The sequence below is a fragment of the Fodinicurvata fenggangensis DSM 21160 genome (assembly GCF_000686045.1).
Taxonomy (GTDB): Bacteria; Pseudomonadota; Alphaproteobacteria; order Kiloniellales; family DSM-21159; genus Fodinicurvata; species Fodinicurvata fenggangensis.
In genome coordinates this window covers 76,645-94,779 of sequence record NZ_JMLV01000012.1, presented here as the reverse complement: position 1 = coordinate 94,779, position 18,135 = coordinate 76,645, and the positions used below count along the sequence as shown (strand labels likewise).

15 protein-coding genes are annotated in these 18,135 nt (G+C 63.7%); 9 read left to right on the top strand and 6 right to left on the bottom strand.

Annotated elements, in window-relative coordinates; genetic code table 11:
* Positions 1-25 precede the first annotated feature (25 nt).
* The 3 genes from BP38_RS20945 to BP38_RS0115050 all read left to right on the top strand — a co-directional run bounded on the left by BP38_RS20945 (position 26) and on the right by BP38_RS0115050 (position 5,608).
* Positions 26-2,929 (top strand): 2-oxoglutarate dehydrogenase E1 component, encoded by a 2,904-nt coding sequence (locus BP38_RS20945; RefSeq protein ID WP_051609422.1) that lies wholly within the window; start codon positions 26-28, stop codon positions 2,927-2,929.
* A 73-nt stretch (positions 2,930-3,002) separates the two neighbouring features.
* Positions 3,003-4,787, top strand: coding sequence for a 2-oxoglutarate dehydrogenase complex dihydrolipoyllysine-residue succinyltransferase (gene odhB / locus BP38_RS0115055; protein WP_026988415.1), 1,785 nt, complete (start codon positions 3,003-3,005; stop codon positions 4,785-4,787).
* Between the two features lie 23 nt (positions 4,788-4,810).
* The gene (locus tag BP38_RS0115050; RefSeq protein ID WP_026988414.1) at positions 4,811-5,608 is read left to right on the top strand and encodes an AMP-binding protein; all 798 of its coding nucleotides are present in this window, start codon (positions 4,811-4,813) and stop codon (positions 5,606-5,608) included.
* Between the two features lie 31 nt (positions 5,609-5,639).
* On the opposite strand, the gene BP38_RS0115045 is transcribed toward BP38_RS0115050, so the two are convergent.
* Positions 5,640-7,136 carry a CoA-acylating methylmalonate-semialdehyde dehydrogenase gene (locus BP38_RS0115045; RefSeq protein WP_026988413.1) on the bottom strand — a complete coding sequence of 499 codons (1,497 nt, stop codon included), beginning with the start codon at positions 7,134-7,136 and terminating at the stop codon, positions 5,640-5,642.
* Between the two features lie 265 nt (positions 7,137-7,401).
* Between BP38_RS0115045 and BP38_RS0115040 the strand changes: the two genes are divergently transcribed.
* From BP38_RS0115040 to BP38_RS0115020, 5 genes are read left to right on the top strand one after another with little or no spacing between them, the layout of a single operon-like run.
* Positions 7,402-7,773: a hypothetical protein gene (locus BP38_RS0115040; protein WP_026988412.1), complete on the top strand. Its 372-nt coding sequence runs from the start codon at positions 7,402-7,404 to the stop codon at positions 7,771-7,773.
* 9 nt (positions 7,774-7,782) lie between these two features.
* Positions 7,783-8,952 carry an ABC transporter permease gene (locus BP38_RS0115035; RefSeq protein WP_081816716.1) on the top strand — a complete coding sequence of 390 codons (1,170 nt, stop codon included), beginning with the start codon at positions 7,783-7,785 and terminating at the stop codon, positions 8,950-8,952.
* A 5-nt stretch (positions 8,953-8,957) separates the two neighbouring features.
* Positions 8,958-9,728 (top strand): ABC transporter ATP-binding protein, encoded by a 771-nt coding sequence (locus BP38_RS0115030; RefSeq protein WP_026988410.1) that lies wholly within the window; start codon positions 8,958-8,960, stop codon positions 9,726-9,728.
* A 42-nt stretch (positions 9,729-9,770) separates the two neighbouring features.
* The gene (locus BP38_RS0115025; RefSeq protein ID WP_026988409.1) at positions 9,771-10,736 is read left to right on the top strand and encodes an MlaD family protein; all 966 of its coding nucleotides are present in this window, start codon (positions 9,771-9,773) and stop codon (positions 10,734-10,736) included.
* Positions 10,737-10,754: 18 nt separating this feature from the next.
* On the top strand, positions 10,755-11,414 hold the full coding sequence (locus BP38_RS0115020; protein ID WP_026988408.1) for an ABC-type transport auxiliary lipoprotein family protein: 660 nt from the start codon (positions 10,755-10,757) through the stop codon (positions 11,412-11,414).
* Here BP38_RS0115020 and BP38_RS0115015 read toward each other — a convergent pair.
* From BP38_RS0115015 to BP38_RS0114995, 5 genes are all read right to left on the bottom strand, one after another.
* On the bottom strand, positions 11,390-12,904 hold the full coding sequence (locus BP38_RS0115015) for a GH3 family acyl-acid amido synthetase (RefSeq protein ID WP_026988407.1): 1,515 nt from the start codon (positions 12,902-12,904) through the stop codon (positions 11,390-11,392). The two genes, BP38_RS0115020 and BP38_RS0115015, sit on opposite strands and share 25 nt — an antisense overlap.
* 31 nt (positions 12,905-12,935) lie before the next feature.
* Positions 12,936-15,200, bottom strand: a complete 2,265-nt coding sequence (locus tag BP38_RS0115010) for a penicillin acylase family protein (protein WP_162175173.1) — start codon at positions 15,198-15,200, stop codon at positions 12,936-12,938.
* Between the two features lie 78 nt (positions 15,201-15,278).
* Positions 15,279-15,851 (bottom strand): 16S rRNA (guanine(966)-N(2))-methyltransferase RsmD, encoded by a 573-nt coding sequence (rsmD, locus tag BP38_RS0115005; protein ID WP_026988405.1) that lies wholly within the window; start codon positions 15,849-15,851, stop codon positions 15,279-15,281.
* Positions 15,848-16,705 (bottom strand): pseudouridine synthase, encoded by an 858-nt coding sequence (locus BP38_RS20940; RefSeq protein WP_051609421.1) that lies wholly within the window; start codon positions 16,703-16,705, stop codon positions 15,848-15,850. Before BP38_RS20940 ends, rsmD begins: the two co-directional genes overlap by 4 nt.
* 61 nt (positions 16,706-16,766) lie before the next feature.
* Positions 16,767-17,189, bottom strand: coding sequence for a DUF3775 domain-containing protein (locus BP38_RS0114995; protein ID WP_026988404.1), 423 nt, complete (start codon positions 17,187-17,189; stop codon positions 16,767-16,769).
* 139 nt (positions 17,190-17,328) lie between these two features.
* Between BP38_RS0114995 and BP38_RS20935 the strand changes: the two genes are divergently transcribed.
* A complete protein-coding gene (locus BP38_RS20935; RefSeq protein WP_035725470.1) occupies positions 17,329-17,808 on the top strand; it encodes a nucleoside deaminase in 480 nt (159 codons plus the stop codon).
* The last annotated feature ends 327 nt before the right edge of the window (positions 17,809-18,135 follow it).

Below are 18,135 nucleotides of genomic sequence, written 5' to 3'. Positions count from 1 at the left end.
CCGGCCCCCGCCGGAAAATTGCAAGATGGCGCAGCAGAACCCGCACGTTGATACCGCTCTCATCGGCCCGAGCGCAGCAGAGATTGCCGAACTTTACGCCCGTTTCCTGGGAGAGCCCGATAGCCTGGATGCCGATTGGCACGACTTCTTTGGGTCCCTGTCCGAGGAGGCGCGCAGCCTGCTGGACGGGATGGTGGACAAGGCCGAGGGGGCCGGCCCGGCGCCATCCGGAGGCCCCGGGGTTTATTGCGACGATCCAAAGGTGCGTGCAGCCGCGAAGGATTCCATTCGCGCACTGATGCTGATCCGCGCCTATCGTGTGCGCGGCCACCTGGAAGCCAAGCTGGATCCGCTGGGCCTGACGGAGATCGAGCCGCATCCCGAGCTGGATCCCAAGACTTACGGTTTCACGGAAGCGGACTATGACCGCCCGATCTTCATCGATAATGTCCTGGGGCTGGAAACGGCCTCGATCCGGGAGATCATGGAGCGCCTGCGGCGTATCTACTGTGGCTCCATCGGTGTCGAGTTCATGCATATCCAGGACCCGGACCAGAAGCGCTGGATCCAGGAGCGCATCGAGGGCGCGGAGCTGAACCGCACGGATTTCACCGAGCGGGGACGTCGGGCCATTGTCGAGCGCCTGGCGGCTGCGGAAAGCTTCGAGCAGTTCCTGAACAAGAAGTACACCGGCACCAAGCGCTTCGGCCTGGACGGCGGCGAGTCCATGATCCCGGCGCTGGAACAGATCGTGAAGCGTGGCGGCCAGTTGGGCCTGAAGGAGGTCGTGCTGGGCATGCCGCACCGGGGCCGCCTGAACGTGCTGGCCAACTTCATGGCCAAGCCCTTCCAGGCGATCTTCAGCGAGTTCCAGGGTGGGGCCGCGCATCCCGAGGATGTGGGCGGCTCCGGGGACGTCAAGTATCACCTGGGCACTTCGACGGACCGCGAGTTCGATGGCAACAGCGTACATCTGTCGCTGACCGCCAACCCCTCGCATCTGGAAGCGGTCAATCCCGTGGTGGCGGGCAAGGTGCGGGCCAAGCAGCAGCAGCACGACGACACCGACCGCACCGAAGTCATGGCCCTGATGATGCATGGCGATGCGGCCTTCGCCGGGCAGGGCCTGGTGCCCGAGACCCTGGATCTCTCGGAGTTGCGTGGCTATCGCATCGGCGGGACGATCCACTTCATCGTCAACAACCAGATCGGCTTCACGACCAATCCGGTGAATGCGCGGTCCGGTCCCTATTGCTCGGATGTCGCGAAGATCATCCAGGCCCCGGTCCTTCATGTGAATGGCGACGACCCCGAAGCGGTGGTCCATGTGGCGCGCATCGCGACGGAATTCCGGCAGACCTTCAAGAAGGATGTCGTCATCGACATGTTCTGCTATCGCCGCTACGGCCACAACGAGGGCGACGAGCCGGCCTTCACCCAGCCGATCATGTACAAGACGATCCGCGACAAGAAGTCGGTGCGCGCGCTCTATACGGAAAAGCTGGTGGAAGAGAAGGTCATCAGCCAGGAAGAGGGCGAGGCTTTCGTCAAGGACTGGTATGCGAAGCTGGAAGAGGAATTCGAGGCTTCCAAGAACTACAAGCCGAACAAGGCGGACTGGCTGGAAGGGGCCTGGAGCGGCTTCAAGGCCGCGCGCGGCTATGATCCGCGCCGCGGCAAGACAGCCGTGCCCAAGAACGAGCTGGAGAAGGTCGGCAAGGCCCTGGTCACGGCGCCGGACGACTTCAACCTGAACCGCAAGATTGCACGTCAGCTCGAGGCCAAGAAGAAAGCGCTGGAGAGTGGCGAAAACATCGATTGGGCCACGGCCGAGGCGCTGGCGTTCGGGACCCTGTTGCTGGAAGGGCATCCGGTACGCATGTCCGGCCAGGACAGCAACCGAGGGACCTTTTCGCAGCGTCATGCCGCCTGGGTCGATCAGGAAACCGAAGAGCATTACAAGCCCCTGGCCCACATCGATCCGGAACAGGCCAAGGTCGAGATCGTGGACAGCCCCCTCAGCGAGATGGGGGTTCTCGGCTTCGAATACGGGTACTCCCTGGCGGAACCGCGTGCGCTGACCCTGTGGGAGGCGCAGTTCGGTGATTTCGTCAACGGCGCCCAGGTGATCATCGACCAGTTCATAGCCTCGGGCGAAGCCAAGTGGCTGCGCATGTCCGGCCTGGTCATGCTGTTGCCGCATGGTTACGAAGGCCAGGGGCCCGAACACTCCTCGGCGCGCTTGGAGCGTTTCCTGCAGCTTTGCGCCGAAGACAACATGCAGGTGGTGAACTGCACCACACCGGCGAACTACTTCCACGTTCTGCGCCGCCAGGTGCATCGCGACTTCCGCAAGCCGCTGGTGGTCATGACGCCCAAATCCCTGCTGCGCCACAAGCGCTGTGTTTCCACCATGGAGGAGTTCACCGGCAAGTCCACTTTCCACAGGGTCCTGCCGGCACCACAGCAGCCGAGCCAGCCCAAGGATGCCAAGCAGGTGGTGCTGTGCAGCGGCAAGGTCTACTACGACCTGTTGGACGAGCTGGAAAAGCGGGAACTGAAGGACATCCACCTGATACGCCTGGAGCAGCTCTACCCCTTTCCGGTGGACGGCCTGGCAGCGGAACTGGAAGCCTACAAGCACTGCGATCTGGTCTGGTGCCAGGAAGAGCCGCGCAACATGGGCGCCTGGTCCACGGTCGAGAGCTTCATCGAGGAAGTGGCCACGGATGTCGGTTTCAAGAACCCGCGCCCGCGGTATGCTGGCCGTCGTTCGGCTGCATCCCCGGCCACGGGCTCGTTCAAGCGCCATGAGGCCGAGCAGGCCCAGTTGATAGATGAAGCCTTGACCAAGGGGCTCAAGCGGACCGGACGCATCGGTACACGGCGTGCGATGGATGAGGAAAAGGCCAAGCAGGCGGCCAAGTAGCGGCGCCTGAGGGATGACACGAAAGCCGGGTGGCCAGGCCCGTCCGGCGTACAAGGGTGGAACGAGGAAAGACATGGCAACCGAAATCAAGGTGCCCACACTGGGGGAATCGGTAACCGAGGCCACGGTGGCCCGTTGGTTGAAAAAGGCGGGCGAGAGTGTCAGTGCGGATGAGCCGCTCGTGGAACTCGAGACCGACAAGGTGACCCTGGAGGTCAACGCGCCAGCCGACGGGACGATCAGCGAGGTCAAGGCCGAGGAAGGCGCGAATGTCGAAGTGGGCGCCGTGCTGGGCCTGATCGGTGAAGGCCAGGCGGCTGCCCCGTCCAACAAGGCCAGTTCCGAAAAGGCCAGTGAAGATAAGAAGGACAGCCAGCCGGCTAAGCAGGAGGCGAAAGCCGAAGAAAAGGCTGCGTCCGCGCCCAGCGACAGCGCCCCTTCAGGCAAGGGCAAATCCGGCAGCGCCGCCTCCGGCAAGAGCGTGGATGTAGTCGTTCCGACCCTTGGGGAATCGGTCTCCGAGGCGACGGTGGCGCGCTGGCTGAAGAAGCCGGGCGAGGCCGTCGAGGCTGACGAGGCGCTGGTGGAACTCGAGACCGACAAGGTGACCCTGGAAGTCAACGCACCTGAGGCCGGCAGCCTGTCCGAGATCCTCGCCAAGGAAGGCACGAACGTCGAGGTGGGCGCTGTCCTGGGCAAGGTTGCCGCCGGCGCGTCTGGCGGCGACTCCGCGCCAGTTGAAGACAAGGAAGAACAGAGCGGAAAGGCTGAACCCGATGGCGGCAAGAAGGCTGCGGATACGGGCAAGAGCCAGCCCGACGCAAAGGCGGATGACGATCAGCACCTGGACCCGAGCGCTGCACCGCGCAGCGGTGAAGGCGGAAAGATCACGGCCGATGATCTCAGGCAGTTCGTGGAGTCCGCCTCGCCCAGCGCCGCCAGTCTGTCACCGGCTGTCGCCAAGCTGGTCGAGGAGAATGACCTGGATCCCGCACGCATCCAGGGGACCGGTCCGCAGGGGCGTATTACCAAGGAAGACGTCCAGAACGTTATCGACGGCAAGACGCAACTGAAGCCGCGCCCCAAGGTGTCGGCCGGTCAGGCGGCACCCGCCGCCGCGGCGCAGCCCTCCAGCCAGTCCGCATCTGCGGAGAGCGGCCCCCGTGAAGAACGGGTGCGGATGACGAAACTGCGTCAGACCATCGCCCGTCGCCTGAAGGAGGCCCAGAACACGGCCGCCATGCTGACCACCTTCAACGAGGTGGACATGGGCGAGGTCATGGCGGTGCGCAGCGAGTTCAAGGAAGCCTTCGAGAAGAAGCACGGCGTGAAGCTGGGCTTCACGTCCTTCTTTGCCAAGGCCGTGGTCGGGGCCCTGAAGGAGCAGCCGACGGTCAATGCCCGGATCGAAGGCGAGGAACTCGTCTACAACAAGTTCTACGACATCGGCATGGCGGTCTCGACCCCCAACGGCCTGATGGTGCCAGTCATCCGGGACTGCGACAGCAAATCCTACGCCGATATCGAGAAGTCCCTGGGCGATGTCGCCGCGCGTGCGCGCGATGGCAAGCTGACCATGGAGGAGATGCAGGGCGGCAGCTTCACGATCACCAACGGCGGTGTCTTCGGCTCCCTGCTGTCCACGCCGATCCTCAACATGCCGCAGTCGGGTATCCTGGGCCTGCACAAGATCCAGGAGCGGCCGATGGCCGTGAATGGCAAGGTGGAGATCCGCCCCATGATGTATGTCGCCATGTCCTATGATCATCGCATCATCGACGGGCGGGAAGCCGTCACCTTCCTGGTGCGCCTGAAGGAACAGATGGAAAACCCGCAGCGCATGCTGCTGGACCTCTGATCGGTCGCGCGGGGTTGTCCGGGATGGCAGGAAGCCAGGATATAGTCGGACAACTGGGTCTCTCGACGAAGGCGCGTGTTTCCTTCATGGGGCGCGCGACCTCGGTTCCGGACCTGTGTGAGGATGCGGAACGGCTCGCCGCCGGGCTTGTCGAACGGAAGGGCTCAGAGGAAGGGCAGGTGACCATATTCATGCCCAACTGCCCCTTGGCCATCACCGCCCTGCTGGCCTGTCTTGCCGCCGGGTATGCGCCGCGCCTGCTGGATCCGCGCGCGGCATTGAATGACCTGAAGCCCCAGTTTGCGGACATCGAGGAGGGCGACCTTATCCTGACCGTGGATCTCTCGGCGGTTCAGGACAGGCTGCTCTCCGTGCTGCCCGAAGGCCGGCAGCCAGAGGTTGCCGTGGCCCGCTTTGCCAGCCAGATGCCCTTTTTCCAGCGCATACTTGCGCCGTATCTGCGTGGCGGCACCTTTTCGCGGGTGCCGGCGCACTCCGCCTTCTATCGGCTGGACAAGCTGATGGGAAAGTCCGGACAGATGACACCTGCACTTTCAAGCGAAAGCGAGATCGTGGTGTCGTCGGGCGCCTGTTCGCTGTCGGCCCTGGTGGAGGAAGCCGGAGCACAGGCGCAAAGCAGGAAAGGGCAGTGCTGGCTGCTGGATCAGCCGCTCACGCGGCGGGACAGCCTGATCGCCGTTCTGGCGGCCATGAGAAAAGGCGCGGAACTGGTTCTGTCTCCGCGCCTTGATGAGGATTCGCTCAAGAAGGTCGAGGCCGCCGCAAAGGCCGACCTGCGGGTTCCAGGCACACGCACATAGGCACGGCCCGGCCCCGCTGGACTGCTTCCTGTTATTTCATGGTCGGCATGACGAATTCAGCCCCGCTGCGAACACCCTTGGGCCAGCGCGAGGTGATCGTCTTCATGCGTGTGTAGAAGCGCACACCCTCCGGGCCGTGGGCATGATGGTCCCCGAAAAGCGAGCGCTTCCAGCCGCCGAAGCTGAAAAAGGCCATCGGGACGGGGATCGGCACGTTCACGCCGATCATGCCGATCTGGGCGCGGTTGGAGAAGTTGCGCGCGGCATCGCCGTCATGGGTGAAGATGGCGGCTCCGTTGCCGTACTCGTGATCATTCACCAGCTTGAGCGCTTCCTCGTAGTCGTTTGCCCGGACCACGGAGAGGACCGGGCCGAAGATCTCCTCCTTGTAGATGCGCATGTCCGGCTTGACCTTGTCGAACAGCGTGCCGCCGACAAAGTAGCCGTTCTCGTAGCCCTGCAGCTTCAACTCGCGGCCATCGACCACAGCTTCCGCACCTTCCTCGATGCCTGAGTCGATGTAGCCGCGCACGCGCTCATAGGCCTCCTTGGTGACCAGCGGGCCCATGTCGGCCTCCGGGTCGTCGAAGGGGCCGACCTTCAGGTTGCGTACCTTCGGTGCCAGGCGCTCGATCAATTCGTCTCCGGCCGATCCAACGGCGACAGCAACGGAAACGGCCATGCAACGCTCGCCGGCCGAGCCGTAACCGGCTCCCATCAGGGCATTGGCAGCCTGGTCCATGTCGGCATCCGGCATGACGACCATGTGGTTCTTGGCCCCGCCCAGGGCCTGGACACGCTTATTGTGCGCCGTGCCGGTGTGATAGACGTACTCGGCAATGCCGGTGGAGCCCACGAAGCTGACGGCCTCGATCTGCGGATGGGTCAACAGGGTGTCGACGGCTTCCTTGTCGCCATTGACGACATTCAGGACGCCATCGGGCAGACCGGCCTGCTTGGCCAGCTCGGCCAGGAACAGCGGCGCGGAGGGATCGCGCTCGGAGGGCTTCAGGATGAAGGTGTTGCCACAGGCAATGGCGACCGGGAACATCCACATGGGCACCATGGCGGGGAAGTTGAACGGCGTGATGCCGGCCACCACGCCCAGCGGCTGGCGCACCGAGTGGGAATCGACATTGGTGCCGACGTTCTCGGAGAATTCACCCTTCAGCAGATGCGGCGCGCCGCAGACGAACTCCACCACCTCGATGCCGCGGGTCACCTCGCCGGCAGCGTCGGCCAGCACCTTGCCGTGTTCGCGGGAGATCAGCTCCGCGATCTTCTGCTTGTTGGCTTCCAGAAGCTCACGGTACTTGAAGAAGACACGGGCCCGGTTGAGCGGCGTTGTGGCGGCCCAGTCCTGGAAGGCCTCCGCGGCATTCTGCACCGCATTGTCCACCTCTGCAGCAGAGGCGAGGGAAAGTTTGCCCGTCACCTCACCTGTGGCTGGGTTGTAGACGTCGCTGGTGCGTCCACTGGTGCCCTTGACCACCTGTCCGCCTATGAAATGGTGCAGTTCCTGTGTCATCCTCTACCTCTGTCGGTTGGCTTCATTTTCCACTCTGAATGGATTGCCGTCAGCTTAGGGAAGGACAGGGGGAATTGAAAGAGTAAGACTGAATTTTCACAGATCCCAGGAGCAGAGTCCGGTTACACTGTCTGCAGGTCCCAAGGGGCCTGTTCGGACAACTCGGCTTTTACCTTTTCTTTATTCGATCTCTCCATTCTGGCATTACGGTCGTCAGAGCAACTCCTGGCCGCACTCCTCCGCCTCATTCATCAGGACAGCCGCAATGCCGGATTCAGAGCTGAAGGAACGCCTTGAAGCCGAACTGGAAAGTTTGCGGGCCGAGCGCAGCACGGTGACCTATCGGGATCTGGCCAAGAGGTTGGACATGACCGGAGGGCAGAGCATACACAGGCTGACGACCCTCCTGGAGGAGACCATGCGCGAGGATCATGCGACGGGACGTCCTCTCAGGGCCGCACTGGTGGTCAGCCGCACGACCGGCAATCTTCCTCAACGCGGGTTTTTTCAGTTGCTACGCCAGCTTGGACGCTATAACGGCTCCGAGCAGGGTGCCGAGGCCCAGGCAGTGCACCAACAGGAATTGGCTCGTCTCTGGGACAATCAGACATCGGGACAAGAGGGGACGAGGGAGTAGCAGTAGCCCATGATTTCGCGCGTATCATCACGGTCACCGGAACTGCTGGAAGCAGGTCTGACGCGGCGCAGCGAGGCCAACTGGCTGGCCATAGAGCTGAGCGGTGCCTGGATCACCGAGACGGTGGCGGCGCGCGAACAGGACATGACGGACCTGGTGAACTCCCAGGATATTCGCTCCTCGCAACACGTGGTGCTGGATCTGTCCGACGTCGAGGCCCTTGATACGGCGGGCGCCTGGGTCGTCGAGCGCACGGCCAACGGCCTGCGCGATCGCGGGTTCCAGGTTGAGGTGGCGGGCGCCGAAGGCGCGCGCAAGGAGCTGTTGGACGTGGTGGCGAAAACCTCCCAGCCAGAAGCGGTGCCACCCGGCATGCGGGGTCTGGGCGGCCTGGTGGAAAGACTGGGGCGGGGGACCGTGGAGCTGGGACGGGATGCGCGAGACCTGCTGTCCTTTCTCGGCCTTTGCATCGTCGCCACGGGGCGTTCGCTGCTTCACCCCAAGCGCCTGCGTATCGTCTCGCTGGTCAATCAGATCGACCAGGTCGGATTTCGCGCTCTTCCCATTGTGGGCCTGCTGGCCTTCCTGATCGGTGTCGTGGTTTCCTATCAGGGCGCGGGACAGCTTGCCCGTTTCGGGGCACAGATTTTCACGGTCAACCTGCTGGGGGTTTCCGTCCTGCGCGAGATGGGAATACTGATCACGGCCATCATAGTGGCCGGTCGTTCCGGCAGTGCCTTCACCGCCCAGATCGGCACCATGAAGGTCAACCAGGAAGTGGATGCCATGCGGACCATCGGCCTGGATCCCGTGGAGATCCTGGTGTTGCCGCGCATCCTTGCCCTGGTCCTGGTCCTGCCCTTGCTGACGGTCTATGCGAATTTCATGGCCCTGCTGGGGGGCGCGGTGATGGCCATGGCCCAGTTGGATATTGATCCGAACCAGTTCATTTCGCAGCTGCATGATGCCGTCTCGGTCGGGTCGTTCTGGGTCGGTATCATCAAGGCACCGGTCTTTGCCTTCGTCATTGCGCTGGTCGGGTGCTTCGAAGGGTTGCGTGTCGGCGGGGACGCCGAGTCTGTCGGACGGCAGACCACCCGTGCCGTGGTCGAGGCCATCTTCCTGGTGATCGTCCTGGATGCCTTCTTCTCGATCTTCTTTACGCTGATAGGAGTCTGAGGCGCATGAGTGAGACGGCCATCAGCGTAAGGGGACTTGAGACCCGCTTCGGGACCAACGTGGTTCACGAGAACCTGGATTTGGATGTCTATCGTGAAGAGGTTCTGGGCCTAGTCGGCGGTTCCGGCACCGGCAAGTCGGTCCTGTTGAATACCATCGTGGGACTGCGCCAGCCCGATGCCGGCCATATAGAGGTTCTTGGCCAGGACATGGCCACGGGGGATGCGAAGACCCGTGCTGCCTTGCGCCGGCGCTGGGGCGTCCTCTTCCAGGACGGTGCCCTCTTCTCGTCCCTGACGGTGCTGCAGAACATCGAGGTCCCGCTGCGCTTCCACACCAAGATCTCGCCAGCATTGCGCCAAGAGTTGGCGGCCGTGAAGCTGTCCTTGGCCGGACTTCCACCCGATGCGGGTCCCAAGTATCCGGGTGAGCTTTCCGGTGGCATGCGCAAGCGTGCGGGTTTGGCCCGTGCACTGGCGCTGGATCCGGATATCCTGTTCCTGGATGAGCCGACGGCAGGCCTGGACCCGATCGGGGCGGCCTCGTTCGACAGCCTGATCGGGGACCTGAGGGCGTCCCTGGGTTTGACGGTGGTCATGGTGACCCACGACCTGGATAGCCTCTACGCCATCTGTGATCGGGTTGCGGTGCTTGTCGACCGGCGTGTAAAAGTCGGGACCATCGAAGAACTGGTACGCGAACCCGATCCGTGGATTCGCGAGTATTTCGGCGGTCCGCGCGGAAGGCAGGCCGGACAGGCCCATGACAGGACCTGACGGGACGGCCGGACAGATAATGACAGGCAGGGCAGGCAGCTGATGGAAACCAAGGCAAACTACCTGACGGTCGGTATATTCGTCCTGCTGCTGTTCGTGGCTGGACTGGGGTTCGCCATATGGCTCGCCGAGAGCAACTGGGACAAGAAGTTCGATCATTACCTTCTGGTTTTCGATGGCTCCGTGACGGGGCTGAGCAAGGACAGCTCCGTGCGCTACAACGGGGTGCGGGTTGGCAGTGTCGACAGCGTTCACCTGAATGACAGTGACCCGAGTAAAGTCGATGTGGTCATTCGTGTGGAAGAGGGCACGCCTGTGCGTGCCGATACAGTCGGCTCCCTGGCCTTCCAGGGCCTGACCGGTGGGCGCTTCATCGAGCTGACGGTCGGTTCGCGCTCGGCCGAACGGCCCCAGAGGCAGTCCGGTGACCGCTATCCGAGATTGAAGACCAAGGCCTCATCAATTGATCAGATCCTGGAAGGGGCCCCCGACATCATGTCGGCGGTCAGCAAGGTCCTGAGCCAGGCCGAGAAGGTCTTCAGCGACAAGAATATCTCCAACGTCTCCATGATATTGGAAGAAGGCGCCTATGCCGCGGGGAATGTGCGGGACGCAAGTGCCGAATTTGCCGATCTGGCACGTGACCTGCGCACGGAAACCGGTAACCTGACGCAGCAGGCGAACAAGACCCTGTTGGCCGTAGAGGCCTTTGCAAAGACGGCTGAAGGGACCAGCAAGTCCGTCGACCCGATGGTCCAGGACTTCCGCAACACCGCCCAGTCGGTCACGGCCGTGGCAGGGCGCCTGGACCAGGTTATAGAACAGAACAGCGGCCCCCTCAGCGAGTTCACCTCATCGGGGCTGGGGGAGCTTTCCTCACTGCTGACCGAATTGCGCAGTCTGACCGGCAATCTGAACCAGGTGGTCACACGCATCGAACGGGATCCGGCCCAGTTCCTGTTGGGCGACCCCCAGTCAGGCTATGAGCCCGAGGGTGACAGACAGTAAGCAGGAAGGATCAGACCAGTGAAACAGCTTCTCTATTCGCGACGCGGTCTCTTGACGGCCGGACTGCTGGGCGGTGTCGGTCTGCTTCCCGGTTGCGGTTCGCTGATTCAGGCTGTCGAGCGGGATGAGCCGCGCCTCTACCGCCTGGATCCCGATCTGACGCTGCCTTCCAGCCAGCCCCGGGTCGACTGGCATCTCGTCATCGCCGATGTGGACTCGGGCTCCGACATGGACAGCCTGAGAATCCCGCTGCAGCAATCGCCGCTTCAGGTGGAATACTTCGCCCGCGCCAACTGGACGAATCACCTGTCCGACATGATCGCCAACCGCATGCTGGCGGCATTCGAGAACTCCGACAGCATACTGAATGTCGGGCGCGAAAGCCTGGCGTTGAGCCCGGACTACCGATTGAGAACCGAAGTTCGCGATTTCCAGGCCGAGTATTTTGACGGTACGCCGCCGGATGTGCATGTGCGGCTTGTCCAGCGCCTGCTGTCGATCCAGGAGAGCAGCGTAGTGGCCACCAAGATCTTCGAGACACGGCAAAAGGCCGAACGTGACAGCATGGATGCGATCATTCGCGGCTTCAACAAGGCCTTCGGCAAGGTGTTGTCAGAGGTCGTTCCCTGGACCCTGCAGCAGGGGGAAAACGATTACCGCGCGCGGCAGAATTCCTGAAGATCCGCGAAGAGTTCGGGGTCGCTGATCAGGCGCGGCACCTTGTTCTGGCCGCCCAGCCGCCCGCGCTTCTTCATCCAGGCCGCGAAGGTCCCAACCGGCAGGGCCCGCACCTCCGGTGCGCCCATACCGACTTCGTTTGACCGGTGGGCGGCATAGTCGTCGTTTTCTTCCGTAAGCAGGCGATCCACTTCCGCGGCGAAACGTTGGTGCTGCTCCCTGTTCGGCAAGCGGTCGAACTCGATGTACAGGCGGTGATGACCCTTGTGGCGGCGGTCGTCCTCGGGAAAAACGGCGCCCATGGAGTAGTCGGTCACCTCCAGGTCGGCGGCTTGGGCGGCCTCGGCGACCGCATTTTCCACCTCTTCCGCGATCAGGTGCTCGCCAAAGGCGGACAGGCTGTAGGAGGTGCGGCCGGTTACGAAGAGGCGCGGTGGCTGAAGGCTGGCAAAACGCACGGTATCGCCGATCAGGTAGGCCCAGGCGCCGGCACAGCTGGTGACCGCGATGGCATAGTTGACACCGGTTTCGACGTTGCCGATCCAGTGGCGGGTCGGAGTGTCCCGATCCAGTTCGTCCAGGGGGACGAATTCATAGAAGACATCGTGATCCAGGTTCAGCCGCAAGCCATCGTGGGGCCCGGCATCGGCAGCGGCGATAAAGGCTTCGCTGGCGGGATAGACTTCCCGGAAAGAGGCCGGCGTATCTGAGAGCAGGCGCTCGAAACGCGCGCGATAGGGCTCGAAATTGACGCCGCCATGGACCAGCAGTTCCAGCTCGGGATAGGGCGTTTGCCCGCCGTTCAGTTCGCGCGCGCGTTCCAGAAGGATCAGCAGCCAGCTGGGCGTGCCGCTGAGGCTTCGAATATCCTGGGTCAGCGAGGCTTCCGCCGTGCGCTCCAGCTTTTCCTCCCAGTCCGAGAGAAGGGCCAGGTCCTTGTCGGGGAAGGCGAAGATATTGCCCCACCAGGGCATTGCACCCGTGATGATGCCGCTGATATCGCCGCTGTAGACACCCGGGACTTCCTCCACCAGGGCCGTGCTGCCGCCCAGCAGGAAGCTCTTGCCGGCAAACAGGCGGCTGTCCGGGTGGGCCTGCAGGTGCCAGGTGATGACGTCGAGGCCCGCCTTGCGGTTGCTGGCCAGCATGCGGTCGGTGACCGGAATGTACTTGGTCTTGCCGGTGGTGGTGCCGGAGGTCACCGCAAACCAGGGGATGCGCCCTGGCCAGGTGATGTTGTCGAGCCGGGGGAAGGACTCCCGCCAATAGAGCTGCCAGAAATCCTCGTACTGGCGCAGCGGAACGGATTTCTGGAAGGCTTCGACGGACCGGATGTCCGCAAAGCCGTGGTCCTGCCCGAAACGCGTGTCCTGCGCCTCCCGGAGAAGCTTGAGCAGGATCTGCTCCTGGCATTTCACGGGGTCCAGTCTGTCCAGGCGGCGCTGGCGCCAGCGTGCATAGAGACGCAGGATCGGTGTCGCATCCATCATGGTTCACCCTAGCACGGCAGCGGACGGGCAATCATCCATCACCCGCCCGGAGTTGCATCCGGCGCGGGAAGTCCTCGACAATCCTTTCGCGGGTCAAGGGCATGCGGATGTAGTCCCCCTGTCGCCAGAGCGGCACCTGGTCCATGAAGTTCGCGCTGCCAAGCCAGCCGTCGTTCCCGCCGAAGAGCACGAAGTAGTTCTCGTCCGGATCCGACAGGTCGGACAGATGCCTGGCCTGCGATCCGTAGCGCGCCGCGTGGCGCGCGTTGACCAGGTCGTGGGCCGTCTTCATGACCGTTTCGCGCGATCCGCCCACGGGGTAGTCGCCATACTCGAAGAAACCCCCGATCACCGGCAGGTTGGCCAGGCTGTGCGCGGCCTTCAGGCGGTGCAGATCGCCCCAGCTCGGATAGGCTTCGGCATCCTCCCGTGCGGCCTGCAGGCTTTCGGACAGGGCCGTCGTGCGCGCTTCGGGCGAGAGGGCGGCCAGGTCCTCTTCCAGGTAGGCCAGAATGTAGTTCCAGCCGTTGACGGCGTCGGCCAGGTCGCTTTCCTTGTCCACGCCCTGGATTCCTGGCCAGAGGTGGTAGAGCAGGCTTTCGAAGACGACGGGGGCCCGCGCTTCGGCCGCGTAGTCGCCATTCCAATCCTCCAGTGGGGCCAGAAAATCCGCGTGCTCCTCGAAAAGTCCGGCACTACGGATGGATCCCAGCAGATAGTTCGACAGGGTCTCGGCCCCCAGGGAACGGGTGTCGCGCTGCAGCTCGGCCAGGTCATCCAGCGTGATGTCGCGCCGCTCGCCCACAAACTGCTGCAGGCGGTCTACGCGCTCGTCCGGACTGAAGAAGTACCCCATTTCGGGACCGGCGTCCGTGGGGCGGTTGTTGGCGGAGGCAAGGAAGCCCTTTTCGGGATTCAGGAGGAACGGCAGGTCCGAGGTGCGGTGAAGCCCCTGCCAGTGGGTGTCCGGATCTTCGGGATCGAGCACCAGGTTGGGCGGCGGGAAGACCTCCCGGATGGGCTGGAAGGTGGCCATGATGTGGCCGATGTTGCCGGCCCGGTCGGCGATCAGCATGTTCTGGGGCGAAAGCGCGAAGCTTTCCAGCGCCGCGCGGAATTCCTCCGGCGTTGTGGCGCGGTTGGCACGCAGAAACGCCGTCAGCTCGTTGCTGGGTTCATGTCCCACCCAGCGCAGCGCCAGGGTCTCGTTCGCGCCGTTGGGCAGGATTTCGGCATCGGTGATGATCGGCCCGTGGGGCGTGCGGCGGACCTGGCGGGTCTCGTCGAACCAGAAGCGCACGGAAATATCGGTTTGCCGGACGTCTATCTCGTCGGCGGGCAGGTCCGAGACATCGTAGAGGTCGCTGCTGGCCGCCCGCATATGCGTGCCGCCCCAGGCCATCTCGGGATTGCGTCCCACGGCGACGAAGGGCAGGCCCGGCACCATCAGGCCGACGGCATGATAGTCGGGAGATTTCAGGCCGGCCAGTATCCACAGGTTGGGCAGATTGAGGCCCAGATGGGGGTCGCTGGCGATCAGGGCGCCACCGCTGGCGCTGCGCTCGGGCGCCACCACCACGGTGTTGCTGCCCGAACGGCTGAGACCGCCCAGGAAGTCGGACAGGGCCTGCTGTTGTGAGCCTTCGCGGAAAGAGACGGTGCCGTTCTGCCCGGCCTCGAGTGCGCGATTCCAGAGACGCTGGAATTCCGGATCGCCGCGTTCGGCCAGCAGGGAGAAATAGACCAGCCAGTTCACATCCGACCCGGCCAGGCGGCCGATGCGCAGCACGTCGCGAACCGTCCAGGGCTCGCTTTCCAGGCCGGCCAGGCCATACTCGGGCGGCGGCTCCTGGCGCTGCGCCTGGTAGTGATTCAGGCCATCGACGAAGGCCTGGACCCAACTGCGGGTTTCCTGCGGCAGGTCGGCCTCGATTTCCTCGGTGGCATATCCGAAATCCAGGATGCGCAGGGCATGATCGATCTCCGTGGCCGGTGGGCCGGCGATTTCGGCCAGCCGGCCGCTGGAGACATGACGCAGCAGGGAGAGCTGTGCGCCGCGCAGATGGGCATGGACCAGGCCCAGGGTGAAGGCCAGGTCATGATTGTTGCCGGCCTCGATATAGGGAACCTGGTGGTCGTTCCAGCGCAGGCTGACCTGCTGCTTCAAGGGCAGGTCCTCCGTCGGAAAGACGGAGAGCCTGTCCTCGGTCGTCCGCTCGTCCGGCCAGAGCGCGTTGCAGCCGCCGGCAAGCAGCAGGATCAGCAGGGGGGCAAGAAGTCTGGTGGCAAGGGGCATGACGGCTCTCGGACGGTTCGGCTTGGGCAGTGCTGCTGGCATCAACCGGAACTGGAGTTAGGTCGACGGCCCCCGCGGTCAAGCTGGCTCATCGCCAAGGATAGCAAAGACAAGTCCCGCCTTGCCGTAGCGGCGCCGGTCGAGCACCTGCAGGCCGTCGGGCAAGGCTTCCGGGTGCTTGCCGTCGGTTTCCGCGACCACCAGGCTGTCGCCATCGATCCAGCCGCTCGTGCGCAAGGCTTCGATGGCGGGGGCCAGCAGTCCCTTGCCATAGGGCGGGTCCAGGAAGACAAGGCCGCAGGCATGCCGTGCGGTGGGCGGGTGCAGGGCATCGCCTTCGCGCAGCTGGCAGGAGGCTGTCAGGCCAAGATTCGCAATGTTCCGGCGCAGCAGGGCCAGGCTGTCGCGGTTCTTGTCCAGGAACATGCATTCGGCAGCGCCGCGGGACAGGGCCTCCAGCCCCAGGGCGCCCGTGCCGGCAAAGGCGTCCAGGACGGAAGCCCCCCGCACCAGGTTGTGGCCTTCACGCAGGCTGCCGCTTTCCAGGATCGAAAAGAGGGCTTCGCGGGTGCGGTCGCTGGTTGGGCGTACGGCATGCCCCTTCGCGGTTTCCAGGGTCCGACCGCGGAGCTGTCCGGCAACGATCCTCATGGCTTCGTCGTGCGCCTGTTCCTGCCGCCTGGTGCACGCTCGGGGCGCGCAGCGGGCTTCTCCCGCACAGGCTGCTTCGTGCGTCCCGGACGGCCCGTCTTTTCCGGCTGTTGTGGCAGGCGGTTGCCCAACTGCTCGCGCAGGATTTTGGTTTGAACCTCCTCGACATGCCCTTCCTTCAGGTTGCCCAGCTGGAAGGGGCCATAGGCAACGCGGATCAGGCGATTGACCTGGTAGCCCAGGTGTTCGCACAGCTTGCGGATCTCGCGGTTCTTGCCTTCGCGCAAGGCGAAGGTCAGCCAGGAATTGCGCCCGCGCGTGGAATCCAGCCTGGCCTGAACGGGGCCGTAGGAAACGCCGTCCACCGTCAGGCCGTCGGCCAGGCTGGCCAGGTCGCGTTCGTTGACGCTGCCGAAGACACGCACGCGATAGCGCCGCAGCCAGCCGGTCGCCGGCAGCTCCAGCTGCCGCTTCAGGCCGCCGTCGTTGGTCAGCAGCAACAGCCCCTCGGAGGTCAGGTCCAGCCGCCCCACGGGCATGACGCGGGGCAGGTCGGCGGGCAGGCCGTCATAGATGGTCTGCCGTCCCTCCGGGTCCTGCGCCGTGGTCAGGATGCCGCGGGGTTTGTGAAGCCGCCAGAGGCGCGTGTGCTCGACGGCGGGCAGCAGCTCTCCATCGATGGTGACGCGCTGGCCGGGACGCACCCGCACCGCCGGTGTCTCCAGGGTCTCTCCGTCCACGGCGACACGTCCCTGGGTGACCAGGGTTTCGGCCTCGCGGCGCGAACAGACGCCGGCACGCGCAATCAGTTTGGCGATGCGCTCACCCTCGGGGGCGCTCTGGGATTCTGTCATGATCTCACTTGTCGTGTTCTAGAAGGCGCTGGCGCGTTCAAAAGGCGCTGGCGCTGTGGCGTCAGATCCGGTTCTCCTCGTAATCCCCGCAGGACAGGCCGAAGGCCGCCAGGCCCTCCTCCAGGTAGTCTGCCAGCTGGGGCATGCCCAGAAGATAATACGCCGTGCGCAGATTGAAACGGTCGGCTGCAGCTTCGATCACATCGGACCACTCCTCGGGTCCGTAGTCGCCGCGCCCGACCCAGGTCAGCGCGATCAACTCGATCTGCTCGTCTTCGGGCAGCGCGGAGATGTAGCCCGCAAGCTCTTCGCCCAGGGGATCGTTGTCGTCATGCCCGTCCAGCTCGTCGAAGGCTTCTTCGTGGTCCAGGTCGAACTCGTCGTCAGTCTCAAGGCTATCGGGGTCGTCGATGAGGTCTTCCTCCTCGAACTCGTGGAACCGCGCGATGATGTAGCAAACCTTGTCGGGATCAATCTGCAGCATCCTTGAGCCTCCGTTCCTTGGGCTGCCATGTTCGGCCTGTTCACGCAGTCCTTGCACCCTTACCTTGATCCTTGACCTGGTGCAATCGCGACGCTTGTCTGAAAGCCGTGACAGCCAGCAAGACAGGATCCGGGCGGCCATGATAGCGCGCAGGGACTACATGAAGAAAGCGCTGGATGAAGCCGCCCGCGGTGCGCGGGCCGGCGAGGTCCCCGTGGGCGCCGTGGTGGTCGCGCCCGACGGGACCATCCTGGCAGGTGCGCACAACCGGGTGGAGTGCGATGACGACCCCACCGCACATGCCGAACTGCTGGCCCTGCGTGCGGCGGCGGCTGCGTCGGGCAGTGCGCGGCTGGCCGATTGCGACCTCTATGTCACGCTGGAGCCCTGTGCCATGTGCGCTCAGGCGATTGCCTTCGCGCGCATCCGGCGGCTCTATTTCGGGGCCTATGACCCCAAGGGGGGCGGTGTCGATCACGGCGCGCGGATCTTCCAGCAACCGACCTGCCATCACCAGCCCCAGGTGGTGGGCGGCGTTCAGGAACAGGCCTGCGGCGATCTGTTGAGGGATTTCTTCCGCGAACGCCGGGCGGCCCAGGCGCGCGACCAGCAGCAATGACAGGGTCCCAAAAGGCGAGAGCCGCGCGGGGCAGCGCGGCTCTCTGGGCAGAAAAGGAAGCAGATGCTAGGGACGGAAAACAGCTTCCATGCTCATAAGCCTGCCGAAAAAGTTTTAAGGAGTGATTAATGGGGGTCGGATTTTTGGCAGTCTAATCGTTCAACACACCTATGTCTGTTTCTTCTGCAAAGACTGAAGTTGGACGAAAAGTGTCAATCTTCTGGTGTAAGTACAGTGCGCGTCTTTGGGAATAGATTGACCTGCCGATGGGTTGCGCTATGCCACCAGGGGATTTGCAGAGCAGGATACTTTCCGGTCATTGCAGCT

Bases quoted from the DNA above. Each gene is read 5' to 3' on its own strand.
- BP38_RS20945 (WP_051609422.1), top strand. From the start codon at position 26: ATGGCGCAGCAGAACCCGCACGTTGATACCGCTCTCATCGGCCCGAGC.
- odhB (WP_026988415.1), top strand. From the start codon at position 3,003: ATGGCAACCGAAATCAAGGTGCCCACACTGGGGGAATCGGTAACCGAG.
- BP38_RS0115050 (WP_026988414.1), top strand. From the start codon at position 4,811: ATGGCAGGAAGCCAGGATATAGTCGGACAACTGGGTCTCTCGACGAAG.
- BP38_RS0115045 (WP_026988413.1), bottom strand. From the start codon at position 7,136: ATGACACAGGAACTGCACCATTTCATAGGCGGACAGGTGGTCAAGGGC.
- BP38_RS0115040 (WP_026988412.1), top strand. From the start codon at position 7,402: ATGCCGGATTCAGAGCTGAAGGAACGCCTTGAAGCCGAACTGGAAAGT.
- BP38_RS0115035 (WP_081816716.1), top strand. From the start codon at position 7,783: ATGATTTCGCGCGTATCATCACGGTCACCGGAACTGCTGGAAGCAGGT.
- BP38_RS0115030 (WP_026988410.1), top strand. From the start codon at position 8,958: ATGAGTGAGACGGCCATCAGCGTAAGGGGACTTGAGACCCGCTTCGGG.
- BP38_RS0115025 (WP_026988409.1), top strand. From the start codon at position 9,771: ATGGAAACCAAGGCAAACTACCTGACGGTCGGTATATTCGTCCTGCTG.
- BP38_RS0115015 (WP_026988407.1), bottom strand. From the start codon at position 12,904: ATGATGGATGCGACACCGATCCTGCGTCTCTATGCACGCTGGCGCCAG.
- BP38_RS0115010 (WP_162175173.1), bottom strand. From the start codon at position 15,200: ATGCCCCTTGCCACCAGACTTCTTGCCCCCCTGCTGATCCTGCTGCTT.
- rsmD (WP_026988405.1), bottom strand. From the start codon at position 15,851: ATGAGGATCGTTGCCGGACAGCTCCGCGGTCGGACCCTGGAAACCGCG.
- BP38_RS20940 (WP_051609421.1), bottom strand. From the start codon at position 16,705: ATGACAGAATCCCAGAGCGCCCCCGAGGGTGAGCGCATCGCCAAACTG.
- BP38_RS0114995 (WP_026988404.1), bottom strand. From the start codon at position 17,189: ATGCTGCAGATTGATCCCGACAAGGTTTGCTACATCATCGCGCGGTTC.
- BP38_RS20935 (WP_035725470.1), top strand. From the start codon at position 17,329: ATGATAGCGCGCAGGGACTACATGAAGAAAGCGCTGGATGAAGCCGCC.